A 15,325-nucleotide genomic window follows, 5' to 3' on the forward strand; every position below is an offset into this window, starting at 1 on the left:
TATGTATGACGCCTATGAACCTGCCGCCCGGTATTACTTCCATTCTGTTGCTGATTGCCTCTAATGTCTTCATGACGTTTGCATGGTATGGCCATCTCAAGCATGTCAACGACCGCAGCTGGCTATGGGCAGCGCTGGTCAGCTGGGGCATTGCGTTGTTCGAATACCTGCTGCAGGTGCCGGCCAACCGCATCGGCAGCAGCGTTTACAGTCTGGCGCAGCTCAAGATCATCCAGGAGGTGATTACACTGAGCCTGTTCATTCCGTTTGCGGTGTTCTACATGCACCAGCCATTCAAGCTCGATTACGTGTGGGCGGGCCTGTGCCTGACCGGTGCGGTGTATTTCATGTTCCGTTGATGCGTTGCAGCGGCTGGCCGCTCCTAATGCTTTTCGCCAATGTCACTGGCGGTCAGCCTGTCTAGAATGATCCAGTTTAGGCAAAAAACAGGGGCTGGGCATGCAGATCAATGTGGTGAATCATCCGCTGGTGCAACACAAGCTGGCGTTGCTGCGCGAGGCGGAGGTCAGCACCAACAAATTCCGCCTGCTGACCGCAGAGCTGGCGCGGCTGCTGGCGTATGAAGCCACGCGCGATCTGGCGCTGGAAGATGTGGTGATCCAGGGCTGGTGCGGCGAGGTCAACGTCAAGAAAATCAAGGGCAAGAAGCTGACCGTGGTGCCCATCCTGCGCGCGGGTATCGGCATGCTCGATGGCGTGCTTGACCTGGTGCCCTCGGCCAAGATCAGCGTGGTGGGGCTGGCGCGCAACGAGGAAACGCTGCAGCCGGAGCCGTATTTCGAGAAATTCGTCGGCAATCTGGAAGACAGGCTGGCGCTGATCATCGACCCCATGCTGGCAACCGGCGGCTCGCTGGTGGCCACCATCGACATGCTCAAGCGCAATGGTTGCACCGAGATCAAGGCCATCGTGATGGTGGCTGCGCCCGAGGGCGTGAAGCTCGTCAACGAAAAACATCCGGACGTGCAGATCGTGGCGGCATCGCTCGATAGCCACCTGAACGAGCACGGCTACATCATCCCGGGCCTGGGCGATGCGGGGGACAAGATTTTCGGTACCACCGGTACCACCAACAACAAATGAAGCGGAGCCGGGGAGACCCGGCTTTGTGCCTCGTGGAGTCGATACATGCTGCACACATTGAAAACGGCCGTTTCCGGCGCGCAGATCCTGTTCGTGGCATTCGGCGCGCTGGTGCTGGTGCCTTTGCTCACCGGCCTGCACCCTGCGATGGCGTTGCTGGGCGCCGGGGTAGGCACGCTGTTGTTCCAACTGGTGACGCGGCGCCAGGTACCCATCTTCCTGGGTTCGTCATTCGCTTTCATCGCCCCCATCATCTTTGCCATGCAGACCTGGGGGCAGGCGGCCACGCAGTTTGGCCTGTTCGCAGCCGGATTCATGTATTTCGTAGTGGCGGCCATCATCAAATGGCGTGGCATGGCGCTGATCCACCGCATCCTGCCAGCGGTGGTGATCGGGCCGGTGATCATCGTCATCGGCATGTCGGTCGCGGTGGCCGCTTCGGGCATGGCCATGGGGCAGGCAGGCGGCAAGCAGCTGATTCCCTACGGCTCGTCCATTCTGCTGGCGGGCATTTCGCTGGCTACCACCATCATCGTGGCGGTGTTTGCCGGTGGCATGCTGCGGCTGGTGCCGATTCTTTCCGGCGTGATTGTCGGCTACGTGGCATCGGCCGTGCTGGGCGTAGTCGATTTCCAGCATGTGGCGGATGCACCGTGGTTTGCATTGCCGCATTTCGTACAGCCCGAGGTGAACTGGGCCGCTGCGCTGTTCATGCTGCCGGTGGCGATTGCACCGGCCATCGAGCACATCGGCGGCGTGATGGCGGTGGGCAAGGTGGCCGGCAACGACTACACCGCCAGCCCGGGGCTGCACCGCACGCTTGCCGGTGATGGCCTGGGCGTGTGCTTTGCCGGCCTGATCGGCGGCCCGCCCATCACCACCTATGCAGAGGTGACCGGCGCACTGATGATCACGCGCAATTTCAACCCGGTGATCATGACCTGGGCAGCTGGCCTGGCAATCATCCTGGCGTTCTTCGGCAAATTCAACGCGGTGCTGCAGTCGATCCCCATGCCGGTGATGGGTGGCATCATGGTGCTCCTGTTCGGCACCATTGCCAGTATTGGCCTCAAGACCATGATCGATGCCAGGGTAGACCTGATGGTGCCACGCAATCTGGTGATCGTTGCCGTGGTGCTGACCTGCGGTATCGGCGGGCTGACCGTGAAGATCGGCGCGTTCAATATGGTGGGCGTGGGGTTGGTGAGTTTGCTGGCCATCGCTTTGAATCTGCTGCTTCCGCTGCAGCCTGTCAGGCGCGATGGTATTGCCGAGGGCCAGGACGTCTGAGCACGGCAGCAGCGCGGAAAACGTGTAGCGGCCTGTTTGCCCGGTCAGCCATGCGGCCATGGCATGCACAGCGAGCTTACTCAGGATTGTTGTAAAAATACCACTGAAAGCCCCTGCGCACCCGGTGTGGTGACAGGGGCTTTTTGACGGGCTCAAGGGCACGGGGCACCGGATGATATCCGGCGTTTTCCCGTCTGCGGGAATCGCTTTCCGCAGTGCCGGCCAAGGCCCGCCGGACATGGGGGAAGCGGGAAAATCTTTCAAAAAAAGTCAACTTTGCATGCAAAGTGGGTGGTGATAAACTGCCAGCGCTTTCCTACGTGCTCCCGATTTCCTGCAGGTTTTCAATGAAATTCATCCGTTTATTTTGCGCCATGCTGTGCACGGCGTTGTTGCTTGCTGCATGTGGCGGGGGCAGCAATGCCGACAGCGCCCAAAGTGGCAAATCCGCGCAAACCGCCGTTGCAACGCAGGCTGGTGCTGGCTTGGCTGGCATGCCGGCCAATGGCTGGTACTGGAATCCGGTCCAGTCAGGCACTGGCTTCATGTTTGAAATGCAGCGCGACAAGGGCTTTGTGGGCTTCTTCCTGTATGACGATCTGGGAAACCCGGTCTGGTATGTTTCCCAAGGTGTGGTGACGCAGGTCAACGGTGCCTATCAGTTCAAGGGCATGCTGCAGTCTTACGAAAACGGGCAGGCCGCAGACTCGGGAACCTACCGTTCGCCAGTGGCCCGGGACGTGGGAGAGGTGCTTATCGTTTTCTCCGGGTCCGGCAAGGATACGAAGACCACGGTGACTTTGCCCGGTGGCCGCGTGCTCAACGCAGAACGCTTCCCCATCGTGCCCGGCGGCCTTGATATGGCGCCCAATCCTGCTGCGCCTGAAACGGGCTGGTACTGGAACCCGGAGCAAGGTGGCCGCGGCTGGGCCATCGAGGTGCAAGGCAATACCGTGTTCATGGCGATGTTCCACTACGGCACATCCGGCCCGGCCTGGCACATCGTCAGTGGCGATCTGTCGAACGGCAAATTGCTGACCGATTTCCAGCGCTATTCCGGCGGGCAGACCATCACCGGCAACTACAGGAGCCCGCCGTCCAGCGTGAGCGCCGGGCAATATGAGCTGCGCTTTCCCGAAGGTTGCGTCGGTACTGCTGCCTTGCAGGGCATGACGACCGAGCTGATACAACGCTTCAATTTTGGCCTTGTGACACCGTCTCAGCTCTGCACCGCACACGGTCCGGCTGCCGCCACCTTCCAGGCGCCGGCGGATGGCAAGGTGCCATGGAATCTGGCAACGCCACTGCAGGTCACCTTGCGCAATGATGCAGGCAGCGTATTGCCGCAGACTTCGCTGTCGTGCTCGGCCGCCGATAGCGGCGTGATCACGGTAGCCAGCGATTGCAGCAGTATCAAGGCCAGCCGGCTGGGCAGCTTTCCGGTCAAGGTATCCAGTGGCGATACCAGTGCGATCCTGATGGTGAAGGTGATTCCGCAGCGATTCTGGAGCGGGCTGCGTGGCACATCGCTGGCCGGTAGCCTGGTGGTGATGCCCAATGGCGGTCCGTGGTCATGGGGCAATAACTACCTGGGGGTGTTGGGTCGCGGGGTGCCAGCATCGGTATTGCGCATCGCAGAAACACCCGCGCCGGTTGTCGCCACAACGGGCCGAACCGCCATGTTGGGTGCCGTGCAGGCCAGCCTGGGGGCAGGCAACGCCATGGCGCTGACCGAAAATGGCACGGTCTGGACGTGGGGGGGGAATCAGACCTTCGCGACATCTGGCCGCAATGATGTGATCGACGGTACGTTGTTGCCGCTGGCAGTCAGGAATCCGCAGGAAAGCGCGGACCTCAGCCATGTGGTCCAGGTTGAAGTGGGCACGACAAACGCGGTGGCCCTGCTTGATGACGGGCAGGTGGTTGCCTGGGGCACATGTACCGGTTCCGGCGATGGCTTTATCCATTCCACACCCGTGTATGTCAGGAACGTTGCCGGAACAGGCAACCTGGGCAATATCGTTGCGGTTGCCGCAGGCAAGAACAGCTATATGGCCCTCTCGGCAGATGGCCGGGTTTATTACTGGGGGTACCAGCGTGCCGCGTTTACTTCCAATGAATGTGCGGTGCAGCCCTCGCTGGTCAAGCGGGTTGACGGTAGCGACCTGAGCGACATCGTGGGTATTTCCCTCGGGGGCGATTATGCCCTCGCGCTGAGCCGTGACAGCAGCGTCTGGGAATGGGTACCTGGCGGCATCATCATGGACGGCAAACTCGAAGTACCGGCGTCCCGGCTTGCCAAGCAGGTTCAGGATCCGAACAGCGGTGGCATTTGGGCGGGGCTCACCATGGTGGCGGCAGGTGCGACGCAGGCACTGGCGATGGACAAGAACGGCGGTGTTCATAGCTGGCGCGGTGGTGCATCGGGCCGGATGATTGCCGGATCCCTGGTCAAGCCCAAGCAGGTTGCACAGGGCACCGACAAGGCGCCGCTGTCGAATGTGGTGTCCATTGCAGCCGGCTCGCTGCATTACCAGGCGCTGCTGAAAGACGGCTCGCTGATGACTTGGGGCTACAACGAATACGGGCAGATGGGTTACGGGGTGACAACAGACCCGACCTACTACGCTCCCGCTGCATTCCAGGTGCTGATTTCCTCGACCGAGAAGGTGAAGTTCGGCTCGGTTGCGGTTTATCCCAACCTGACCCGAGCCCGGCAGCCCTGAACTGCCGGCAGGCAAGCCAACAGGCCAGCTTTCGCTGGCCTGTTTTTCATTGCGCCGGTTGCGCTGCTGGCAGCCCGGCATGGCAACTTAATGCGTAAAGATGGGCATCGACAGAATGGCGCTCAGGATGGCCCAGGCACCGCCGCCTATCCACATGATCAGGTAGGTCATGTCGCGTACATCTTCGTCGCGTTCCTTGCCCAGCATGGCGGGAATGCCGTGGTAGACCAGTGCGCAAGCCATGGCCAGGCCCGTGAAGGCGCAGGCCACGTTGAATGCCAGGTAGGGCACGAACAGCGTCAGTGACGACAACCACATCGGCACGGCGGACACGGCTGCCAGCAGGTAGCTGCCGTCATAGTCACTATGCGCTTTGTGCGCGCGCGCCAGTTGCCGGATGATCCAGGCGATGCCGGGAACGGTGATCATTTCCGCAACGAAAAAGGCTGCAGCCACGGTCTGCCAGTGCGACATGCTAACTTCGCCGCCGTAGTACTGGCCGTAATGGTTGCCGGCATACAGCATCATCAACACCGGCAGCAGCGATAGCGGCAATACCAGTTTCAGGAAGATGCCCAGGGTGGCGGGATGTGCGGCTTGCAGCTCATCCCAGCCTTCGTGGTAGGAAACGAGCATGTGCGGGTACGAAGATGCTTTCATGGGAAACCTCCTTGGCCTTGCGGTGGAAGCAGGAAAACGCCATGCAAAAGGCGGGGTATGACTTGGTGTTAGACCAGTGCTGCCCGCATAAATCCATCCGCGCGTTGCATCGCCCGATGACTGGTCTTTTTCCGGTTACAATCTGTCCTTTGAATCTAGCCGTCCATTCCCGCGCTTATGAGCAACGAAGCCCCAGTCAGCAACTTCATCCGCGCCATCATCGATGGCGATCTTGTCTCCGGCAAGCGCTCGTCCGTCGTGACGCGTTTTCCGCCCGAGCCCAATGGTTACCTGCATGTCGGGCACGCCAAATCGATCTGCCTGAACTTCGGCATTGCCGAGGATTACCAGGGCCAGTGCAACCTGCGCATGGACGATACCAATCCGGAGAAGGAAGAGGATGAATACGCTGCCGCCATCGAAGCCGATGTGCGCTGGCTGGGTTTTGCATGGCATGGCGATGTACGCCATGCGTCCGACTACTTCGAGCAACTGTACGCGTACGCCGAAGAACTGATCAGCGCCGGCAAGGCCTTCGTGTGCGAGCTGAATGCCGAGGAGATGCGCGAGTACCGCGGCGATTTCTCCAAGCCCGGCAGGGATAGCCCGTACCGCACCCGCACGGTTGAGGAAAACCTGGCGCTGTTCCGCGCCATGCGCGCCGGCGAGTATGCCGATGGCAGCAAGACACTGCGCCTGAAAATCGACATGGGCTCGCCCAACCTCAACCTGCGCGATCCGGTGATTTACCGCATCAAGCGGGCCACGCACATCAAGACTGGCGATAGCTGGTGCATCTACCCGATGTACGACTACACGCATTGCATCTCGGACGCGCTGGAAGGCATCACGCATTCGCTGTGCACGCTGGAGTTCGAAGATCATCGCCCGCTGTACGACTGGGTGCTGGACAACATCACCATCGCCAGTCATCCGCAACAGATCGAGTTCTCGCGGTTGGAGCTGCTGTATGTGGTCACCTCCAAACGCAAGCTCAAGCAACTGGTGGACGAGCAGCTGGTGAGCGGCTGGGATGACCCGCGCATGCCTACCATTACCGGCATGCGCCGCCGTGGTTACTCGCCGGAGGGCATCAAGCTGTTTGCGCAGCGTATCGGTGTCTCCAAGGGCGAGAACATCATCGACTACAGCATCCTGGAAGGGGCGGTACGCGAAACGCTGGAAGAAGCCTGCCCGCGCGTGATTGCTGTGCTGGACCCGATCAAGGTGACGCTGACCAATTTCGAGGCCGGCGTAACCGCCAGCCGCAGCGCGCCATACCACCCGCACCATGCCGAGTGGGGCGAGCGCGAAGTGCCGATTGCGCCCACCATCTATGTGGAGCGGGAAGACTTTGCCGAAGTGCCGCCGGCGGGCTGGCAACGGCTGACACTGGGCAGCGAAGTGCGCCTGCGCTACTCGTATGTGATCAAGTGCGATGAAGTGGTGAAGGATGCGGCGGGCAATGTGGTCGAGCTCAAGTGCAGCATCGACCCCGCCACGCTGGGCCAGAACCCGGTTGGCCGCAAGGTGAAGGGCGTGATCCACTGGATCTCGGCCGAGCACGCCATCGAAGCCGAAGTGCGCTTGTACGACCGCCTGTTTACCGAGGCACGCCCGGATGCGGTACGCGGCGCCGACGGCCAGTACGTGGACTTCAAGCAGTTCATCAACGGTGCATCGCTGCAGACCATTACCGCCTATGTGGAACCGGTGGTGTCCACCGCGGCGCCGGAAACGCGTTACCAGTTCGAGCGCCTGGGTTACTTCGTGACTGACCGTCATGACCATGTGGCCGGCGGCAAGCCGGTCTTCAACCGTACCGTGACGCTCAAGGATGCGTGGGCGGCCAAGGAAGCCAAGTGATGCGCGCTATCGCCGCTGTTTTGCTGCTGATCGCGCTGATGCCGTTTGCAGTGGCCGACGATGCGGCCCCGGCTGCCGCCGACGCAGCCGCGGCCCCGGTGATTTTCAAGGGTACGCGCGGCCTGGCACCGGTACAGGTAGTTTATGACTATCTGAAAGACCGCATTGCCGATGAGCATGGCCTGGCTGATTACCAGTCGTTGGCTATCAGGCAGCAGGCGAAGGGCGAAGCGGGCGAGCAGGTGCAGATGGAAGTGGTGCTGGCCGGCTTGAAGGATGACGCCGTTGCCAGCCAGCGCTACCAGCTTGGCTTGGTGCTGGCCGATAGCGGCTGGGATATCAACAGCGCGCGGCAGGACTGGAAGTGCCGGCGCGGTGGCAAGGGCTGGACGACCAAGCCTTGCAAATGACATCGGCCTGTTTGCCGAGCCGGGCGGCGTCAGCCGCCCGTTTGCATATCTAAAGGGGTAGCAATGAGCGAACCGACAGCAACGCGTTTGAGCAAGCAACAGCTATTCAAAGCCTTCTGGCATCTGACCCGCCCTTATTGGGTGGGTGATGAAAAGTGGAAGGGCATCGGCCTGCTGGTGCTGGTGGTCGCGCTGAATCTGGCCATCGTCTACATGAATGTCCAGTTCAACAGCTGGTATGGCGTGTTCTACGACGCATTGCAAAAGCTCGATTCGGTGACGTTCTGGCAACAGATGAAGCACTTTGCCATTCTGGCGTTCTTCTGGATCGCCATTCAGGTTTATGCGCTGTACTTCCGGCAGATGCTGGAAATCAAATGGCGGCGCTGGCTGACCGAAGACTTCAAGCAGCGCTGGATGCAAGGGCAAGGCTATTACCGGCTACAGCTGACCGATCGCAAAACCGATAACCCCGACCAGCGGATTGCCGAGGATGTCGGGCAGTTCGTCAGCCTGACGCTGGGGCTGTCGCTGGGCCTGATGCGCTCGGTAGTGAACTTGATTACGTTCATTACCATCCTGTGGGCATTGTCCGGACCATTGCGCTTTGTATTGATGGGCCACAATGTGGTGATTCCCGGCTACATGGTGTGGGCAGCAATCCTTTATACCATCGTCGGCACGCTGGTGACGATCTGGATCGGCAAGGCGCTGGTCGGGCTCAACTTCGAACAGCAACGCCGCGAGGCCAACTTCCGTTTTGCGCTGATACGCGTGCGGGAAAATGCCGAATCCATCGCGCTTTACAAAGGCGAAGGTGCCGAGCGCAAGCAGTTGTCGTTCCGCCTCGGCAGCGTGGTGGAGAACTTCTGGTCCATCATGCGCCTCAACAAGCGTCTGACTACATTCACCTCGTTCTGGGGGCAACTGGCGATCATCTTCCCGTTCCTGGTTGCGGCGCCACGCCTGTTTGCCAAGGAAATCCAGCTCGGCGGGCTGATGCAGATCAACAATGCGTTCCGAGAGGTTTATGATTCGCTCAATTTCATCATGGATAGCTTCTCCACGCTGGCAACCTGGAAAGCGGTGATCGACCGGCTGAGCACGTTTGAAGACAGCTTGGGCGAGGCCGCCGCATTGCCGGTGCTGTCACCTGCGCCGGCTGACCATGTGCAGGTCAGCGCATTGGGCGTGAACAAGCCCGACGGCGATGTGTTGATTGCCGGGCTGGATTTGTCGCTGCAGGCGGGGGATCGCCTGCTGGTGCAGGGGGCGTCGGGCAGTGGCAAGAGTACGCTGCTGCGTACGCTGGCGGGGATCTGGCCGTATGCCAGCGGCAACGTGGCGTATCCACAGGATGCCGGCGTGCTGTTCCTGTCGCAGCGTCCTTACCTGCCGCTGGGCAGTCTGCGTGAGGCGTTGTCTTACCCGGCCGAAACACTCGCTGATGATGAAGCGCTTCGCGCCGTGCTGGCACAGGTGAAGCTCAGCCAATTGGCCGATCAGCTCGATGTGGTCAAACCCTGGTCGCATGAATTGAGTTTGGGTGAGCAGCAACGCATTGCGATGGCGCGCGCACTCCTGCTCAAGCCACGGATACTGGTGCTGGATGAAGCGACATCGGCAATCGATGAAGCGGCCGAATCGACGCTGTATCAAGCACTGATCGCTGCCTTGCCAAGCAGCACACTGATCAGCGTTGGCCATCGCTCCTCGCTCAAGCAATTCCACAACCGCTTCCTTGATTGCCATGGTGACGGCAACTGGTCACTGGCTTGATGATTTTTGCCAGCTCCGGTGGGGCTGGCATCTGGAAAAAGAATGACTGCACTTAAAAACGATACCTTCCTGCGTGCGCTGTTGCGTGAGCCTGTTGAATACACCCCCGTATGGCTGATGCGCCAGGCGGGCCGCTATCTGCCGGAGTACCGCGCATCGCGCAAGGCGGCGGGTTCCTTTCTTGACCTGTGCAAATCGAAAGAATTTGCCACCGAAGTCACGCTGCAGCCGCTGGATCGTTTTCCGCTCGATGCGGCCATCCTGTTCAGCGATATCCTGACCGTGCCGGATGCCATGGGCCTGGGCCTCTACTTTGCCGAGGGCGAAGGCCCCAAGTTCGAGCGCCCGCTGCGTGACGAAGCGGCCATCAAGGCGCTGAGCGTGCCGGACATGAGCGAGCTGCAGTATGTGTTCGACGCAGTCAGCAGCATCCGCAATGCGCTGGATGGTCGGGTGCCGCTGATCGGTTTCTCCGGTTCGCCGTTCACGCTGGCGTGCTACATGATCGAAGGCGGTGGCTCGGATACCTTCAGCCGCGTCAAAACGCTGATGTATGACCGCCCGGACTTGCTGCACCATATCCTGGACGTGAACGCCCGGGCGGTAACCGCCTACCTGAATGCGCAAATCGATGCGGGTGCGCAGGCGGTGCAGATTTTCGATACCTGGGGCGGCGCGCTGGCATTCGGCAAGTACCAGGCGTTCTCGCTCGCCTACATGCAGCGCATCGTGGCTGGCCTCAAGCGCGAGGCTGATGGCCGCCGCGTGCCGGTGATCGTGTTCACCAAGGGTGGCGGGCTATGGCTGGAGCAGATCGCCGATAGTGGCTGTGATGCGGTGGGGCTGGACTGGACAGTAGATCTTGGCGATGCGCGCCGCCGAGTGGGCAACCGGGTGGCGTTGCAGGGCAACTTCGACCCCAATGCGTTGTTCGCCCAACCGGCTGCCATCGAGGCCGAAGTGGCGCGATTGTTGTCAGCTTACGGTGCCGGTAGCGGCCACGTGTTCAATCTGGGCCATGGCATCAGCCAGTTCACCAATCCCGAGCATGTGACCGCCTTGGTCAACGCGGTACACCACTTTTCGCGCAAGCAGGCCGTACGCTGATTTTCTCTTGCTAACAAGGACTTGCGGCGCTTTTCTCACGCAGACGGTATGAAAGCCGTTCTAAGTTATGCACAGACTTGGAGCGTAAGAAAAGCCGCTTGTCAACTGCGGTTGGCTTGGCTTGCATGGAAATCAACATAATGCTTAAGTTGTTGATTTGTAAATATTAATTTTTGCGGTTTAAAAAATAAGCAACTTAACTGCAATCTAGGCCGCGCTTCGCTTCGGGGCAGTTAATCCCAAGCTACCCACAAAATTATCCACAGCTTCTGTGGATGGTTCCCGAAGTGACAATACGGTGAATTTATTCTTACGGCATGACGATTTCACCCCCCGATTTTTATGCCACGGTTGCACTGGATGTGCCGCTGGCCCGCACCTTCGATTACCGCGCCAACAGCCCGGTACCCGGAGTGGGCGCGCGCGTGATCGTGCCGTTCGGCCGGCAACGGCTGGCCGGGGTGGTCACTGCCATCAGCAATACCGCGCCGGATTTTGCCGGCATTCGTGATATCGAATCGCTGCCGGGTGATATGCCGGCCCTGCCGGCCGATGTGCTGGCGCTGTGCCGCTTCGTTGCCGATTACTACCTTGCCCCGCTGGGGCAGGTGCTGGCCGGTGCGCTGCCCACAGTGTTCCGCCAGCCCAAGGTATGGAGCGGTTTCGAGGCCGAGCAGGCGTATGTGGCAGTGGATGTGGATGCACTGATTGCCTCGCTGTCTGCGCGTGCGCACAAGCAGCGTGCGCTGGCGGCATTGCTGGCCAGCCCACGCCGGCTGGACGAGATCAGGCCGGTGGCTGCGGATGCCAGCCGTTATCTGAAGGAATGGCAGCAGGCTGGCCAGGTGGTGGCACAGCCTTGGCATCCCCCCGAGCCAGCCGCGGTCAGCACCGGGCCACGCCCGGAATTGCTGCCCGAACAAGCCGGGGTGGTCGGGGCCATTACCGCGGCGCGTGGTTTCAGCGCTTTCCTGCTGTACGGCATTACCGGCAGCGGCAAAACCGAGGTGTATCTGCGGGCGATCGAAGCGGCACTGCGGCGTGGCGAGCAAACGCTGGTGCTGGTGCCGGAAATCAACCTCACGCCGCAGCTGGAAGGGCGCTTCCGGCAGCGGTTTCCGCAGGAATGCGTGGTCAGCCTGCATAGCGGCCTGGCTGAGGGTGAGCGCACGCGCAACTGGCTGATGGCGGCACGCGGCGAAGCGCGCATCGTGCTGGGCACGCGGCTGGCGGTGTTTGCACCGTTGCCCGCGCTGGGCCTGATCGTGGTGGATGAGGAGCACGATACCTCTTACCGCCAATCGGAGGGCGTGCGTTACTCGGCGCGCGATCTGGCGGTTTACCGCGCCAACCAGCGCAAGGTGCCGGTGGTGCTGGGCTCGGCCACGCCCAGCCTGGAAAGCTGGAAAAACGCACAGGAAGGCCGCTATCAGAAGCTGGTGCTCAAGCAGCGTGCGGTGAGCGGGGCGATCTCGCCCAAGGTGGAGTTGCTGCCCACCGGCCGCATCCACATGCCGGACGGCATTCATCCGCTGGCGCTGGATATCCTGGCACAAACCCTGAAAAATGGCGGGCAGGCGCTGGTGTTCATCAACCGGCGCGGTTATGCGCCGGTGCTGTCCTGCCGCGATTGCGGCTGGATATCCGGCTGCAAGCGGTGTTCGGCCAAGCTGGTGCTGCACCTGAGCGAGCGCCGGCTGCGCTGCCACCATTGCGGTTACGAGACCATGCCGCCGGCCGCATGCCCCGATTGCGGCAATCAGGATTTGCAGCCGCTGGGGCAGGGTACGCAGCGCATTGAGGATATACTGACGGCACGTTTCCCCGATACGCCGCCGCTGCGCATCGACCGCGACAATACGCGGCGCAAGGGCAGCCTGGAAGCGATGCTGGTGCAGGTGCACGCAGGCGAGGCCAACTTGCTGGTGGGCACGCAGATGCTGGCCAAGGGCCACGATTTTGCCAACCTGCAGCTGGTGATCGTGCTGAACGCCGACAGCGGCCTGTTCAGCGTGGATTTCCGCGCCGAAGAGCGCATGTTTGCGCAGCTGTTGCAGGTGGCAGGCCGTGCCGGCCGCGCCGGGCAACCGGGCCGGGTGCTGATCCAGACCAATTACCCCGAGCACCCGTTCTATGGTTCGCTGGTGCGCGGCGATTACGCGGCTTTTGCCGATGAACAGCTGCAGGTGCGCAAGCAATTGCAGCTGCCCCCTGCCAGCCAGTGGGCGATGCTGCGGGCGGAAGCCAAGCAGATGCCCCGCGCGATGGCGGTGCTGCGCGAAGCGCAGCGTGCGCTGCTGGCTGCAGGCGTCGTTGCCAACGACCCGGTGCCGGCCACGCTGGTGCGCAAGGCCGGCGTGGAGCGTGCACAACTGGTGCTGAGCGCCACGCAGCGCGGTGTATTGCAGCAAGCGCTGGATGCGTGGCTGCATGCGGCAACGATACCGTCGGGCGTCCGCGTGACGACCGACATTGATCCACAGGAATTCTGACGGCGCAGCCGTCGCCACAGATTGAAGAAGCGGAGTAGCAGTTTTGACCGATACCACCTTGTTGCAGCTTTTGAATGCGCGTTTTGCCGCTGCGTTTGCCGCCGCCGGCGCCCCCGATGCCAACCCGGTGATCCAGCCGGCTGCCCGACCGGAGTTCGGTGATTATCAGGCCAACGGCGCCATGGGCGCGGCCAAGCAGCTAAAGAAAAACCCGCGCGAGCTGGCACAGGCGGTGCTGGAACTGGTGAACCTAGATGGCATTGCCGACAAGCTGGAAATCGCTGGGCCTGGCTTCATCAATATCAAACTGGCAGACAGCTTTCTGGCCGCGCGCGCCAATGCCGCGCTGAGCGATGCCAAGCTGGGCGTGCCGCTGCCGGCCAGCCAGACCGTGGTGGTGGATTACTCGTCGCCCAACCTTGCCAAGGAAATGCACGTCGGCCATTTGCGCTCGACCATCATTGGCGATGCGCTGGCGCGTTTGCTGGATTTCCTCGGCCACACCGTGGTACGCCAGAACCATGTGGGCGACTGGGGCACGCAGTTCGGCATGCTGACCGCCTACCTGGTCGAGCAGGACAAGGCCGGCGATGCCGCCATTGCGCTGGACGACCTGGAAAATTTCTATCGTGCCGCCAAGGTGCGCTTCGATGCCGATCCCGCATTTGCCGATACCGCGCGCGACTACGTGGTGAAGCTGCAAAGTGGCGACCCCATGGTGCATGCGCTGTGGCAGCAGTTCTTGAATGTTTCGATGTCGCACTGCGAAGCGGTTTACAGCAAGCTGGGTGTGCAGCTCACCCGCGCCGATGTGCGCGGCGAATCTGCGTACAACGAAGACCTGCCGGTGGTGGTGGCCGACCTGCGCGCCAAGGGCCTGCTGACCGAAAGCCAGGGCGCACAGGTGGTGTTCCTGGATGAGTTCAAGAACAAGGACGGCGAGCCGGCTGCCTACATCATCCAGAAGCAGGGTGGCGGCTTTTTGTACAGCACCAGCGATCTGGCCACCTTGCGCTATCGCGCAGACGTGCTGCACGCGGACCGCTCGCTGTACGTGGTCGATGCGCGCCAGGCGCTGCACTTCCAGCAGCTGTTCACGCTGGGCCGCAAGGCCGGTTACGTCCCGGCTGCCATGCAGCTGGAGCACGTAGCGTTCGGCACCATGATGGGCGAGGACGGCAAGCCGTTCAAAACCCGTAGCGGCGATACCATCAAGCTGGTGGAGCTGCTGGACGAAGCCGTCAGCCGCGCCTATGCGCTGGTATCGGAAAAGAACCCGGATCTGGCTGCCTCGGTGCGCCAGGATGTCGCGCAGGCGGTGGGCATCGGCGCGGTGAAGTACGCGGATCTGTCCAAGCACCGCACCAGTGATTACCAGTTCAGCTGGGACAGCATGCTGTCGTTCGAAGGCAATACCGCGCCCTACCTGCAGTATGCGTGTACACGGATCGCCGGTATTTTCCGCAAGGCGGGCGAGGTGAGCGATGGTGCCGCCATCAATATTGCCGAACCGGCCGAGCATGCGCTGGCGCTGGAGCTGGCACGCTTTGCCGATGTGCTGCAGTCGGCTGCCATCGAAGCCTGCCCGCATTTCCTGTGCAGCTACCTGTACCAGCTGGCCACGCAGTTCATGCGCTTCTATGAAGCCTGCCCGATCCTCAAGAGCGAAGGTGACGTGCAGGCCAGCCGCCTGCAACTGGCCAGGCTCACTGGCCGCACGCTGGAAACCGGCTTGGGCTTGCTGGGGATTACCGCGCTGGAAGAAATGTAATATCTTTGAGTGGATAATGGTTGGGAAATGGCTATCTTGCACGATAGCCATTTTGCTTTCCATCATTGGGGATTCATGACAGGTATGACCTTGCGTGTTTAGCGGCGCTGCAGCTTCGCA

General features: G+C 61.2%; 11 protein-coding genes. 10 read left to right on the top strand and 1 reads right to left on the bottom strand.

What is annotated here, in order from left to right; translation table 11 throughout:
• Positions 1–14 precede the first annotated feature (14 nt).
• From IGB42_RS14260 to IGB42_RS14275, 4 genes are all read left to right on the top strand, one after another.
• The gene (locus tag IGB42_RS14260; RefSeq protein ID WP_159672773.1) at positions 15–359 is read left to right on the top strand and encodes a DMT family protein; all 345 of its coding nucleotides are present in this window, start codon (positions 15–17) and stop codon (positions 357–359) included.
• 100 nt (positions 360–459) lie between these two features.
• Positions 460–1,104 carry a uracil phosphoribosyltransferase gene (gene upp, locus IGB42_RS14265; protein WP_159672775.1) on the top strand — a complete coding sequence of 215 codons (645 nt, stop codon included), beginning with the start codon at positions 460–462 and terminating at the stop codon, positions 1,102–1,104.
• 45 nt (positions 1,105–1,149) lie between these two features.
• Positions 1,150–2,394: a uracil-xanthine permease family protein gene (locus IGB42_RS14270; RefSeq protein WP_159672777.1), complete on the top strand. Its 1,245-nt coding sequence runs from the start codon at positions 1,150–1,152 to the stop codon at positions 2,392–2,394.
• Between the two features lie 347 nt (positions 2,395–2,741).
• Positions 2,742–5,120: a hypothetical protein gene (locus IGB42_RS14275; protein WP_159672779.1), complete on the top strand. Its 2,379-nt coding sequence runs from the start codon at positions 2,742–2,744 to the stop codon at positions 5,118–5,120.
• A gap of 87 nt (positions 5,121–5,207) precedes the next feature.
• Here the strand turns inward: IGB42_RS14275 and IGB42_RS14280 are convergent, their stop codons facing one another.
• Positions 5,208–5,780, bottom strand: a complete 573-nt coding sequence (locus IGB42_RS14280) for a YIP1 family protein (protein WP_159672781.1) — start codon at positions 5,778–5,780, stop codon at positions 5,208–5,210.
• A 177-nt stretch (positions 5,781–5,957) separates the two neighbouring features.
• Between IGB42_RS14280 and IGB42_RS14285 the strand changes: the two genes are divergently transcribed.
• The 6 genes from IGB42_RS14285 to argS all read left to right on the top strand — a co-directional run bounded on the left by IGB42_RS14285 (position 5,958) and on the right by argS (position 15,205).
• Positions 5,958–7,646, top strand: coding sequence for a glutamine--tRNA ligase/YqeY domain fusion protein (locus IGB42_RS14285; RefSeq protein WP_159672783.1), 1,689 nt, complete (start codon positions 5,958–5,960; stop codon positions 7,644–7,646).
• Complete coding sequence (locus tag IGB42_RS14290; protein WP_159672785.1) at positions 7,646–8,056, top strand: hypothetical protein; 411 nt, start codon at positions 7,646–7,648, stop codon at positions 8,054–8,056. Before IGB42_RS14285 ends, IGB42_RS14290 begins: the two co-directional genes overlap by 1 nt.
• Before the next feature lie 63 nt (positions 8,057–8,119).
• Positions 8,120–9,835 carry an ABC transporter ATP-binding protein/permease gene (locus tag IGB42_RS14295; RefSeq protein WP_159672786.1) on the top strand — a complete coding sequence of 572 codons (1,716 nt, stop codon included), beginning with the start codon at positions 8,120–8,122 and terminating at the stop codon, positions 9,833–9,835.
• Between the two features lie 42 nt (positions 9,836–9,877).
• Positions 9,878–10,942 carry a uroporphyrinogen decarboxylase gene (gene hemE / locus IGB42_RS14300; RefSeq protein WP_159672787.1) on the top strand — a complete coding sequence of 355 codons (1,065 nt, stop codon included), beginning with the start codon at positions 9,878–9,880 and terminating at the stop codon, positions 10,940–10,942.
• A gap of 317 nt (positions 10,943–11,259) precedes the next feature.
• Entirely contained in the window at positions 11,260–13,434 is a 2,175-nt protein-coding gene (locus IGB42_RS14305) for a primosomal protein N' (protein WP_159672788.1), read from the top strand.
• 43 nt (positions 13,435–13,477) lie between these two features.
• A complete protein-coding gene (gene argS / locus IGB42_RS14310; protein WP_159672789.1) occupies positions 13,478–15,205 on the top strand; it encodes an arginine--tRNA ligase in 1,728 nt (575 codons plus the stop codon).
• Positions 15,206–15,325: the final 120 nt, after the last annotated feature.

The sequence above is a fragment of the Andreprevotia sp. IGB-42 genome (assembly GCF_009848685.1).
Classification (GTDB): Bacteria; Pseudomonadota; Gammaproteobacteria; order Burkholderiales; family Chitinibacteraceae; genus Andreprevotia.

Excerpts from the sequence above, each read along its gene's own strand:
- IGB42_RS14270 (WP_159672777.1), top strand. The coding sequence starts at position 1,150 with ATGCTGCACACATTGAAAACGGCCGTTTCCGGCGCGCAGATCCTGTTC.
- IGB42_RS14285 (WP_159672783.1), top strand. The coding sequence starts at position 5,958 with ATGAGCAACGAAGCCCCAGTCAGCAACTTCATCCGCGCCATCATCGAT.
- IGB42_RS14275 (WP_159672779.1), top strand. The coding sequence starts at position 2,742 with ATGAAATTCATCCGTTTATTTTGCGCCATGCTGTGCACGGCGTTGTTG.
- IGB42_RS14280 (WP_159672781.1), bottom strand. The coding sequence starts at position 5,780 with ATGAAAGCATCTTCGTACCCGCACATGCTCGTTTCCTACCACGAAGGC.
- upp (WP_159672775.1), top strand. The coding sequence starts at position 460 with ATGCAGATCAATGTGGTGAATCATCCGCTGGTGCAACACAAGCTGGCG.
- IGB42_RS14290 (WP_159672785.1), top strand. The coding sequence starts at position 7,646 with ATGCGCGCTATCGCCGCTGTTTTGCTGCTGATCGCGCTGATGCCGTTT.
- IGB42_RS14295 (WP_159672786.1), top strand. The coding sequence starts at position 8,120 with ATGAGCGAACCGACAGCAACGCGTTTGAGCAAGCAACAGCTATTCAAA.
- hemE (WP_159672787.1), top strand. The coding sequence starts at position 9,878 with ATGACTGCACTTAAAAACGATACCTTCCTGCGTGCGCTGTTGCGTGAG.
- IGB42_RS14260 (WP_159672773.1), top strand. The coding sequence starts at position 15 with ATGAACCTGCCGCCCGGTATTACTTCCATTCTGTTGCTGATTGCCTCT.
- IGB42_RS14305 (WP_159672788.1), top strand. The coding sequence starts at position 11,260 with ATGACGATTTCACCCCCCGATTTTTATGCCACGGTTGCACTGGATGTG.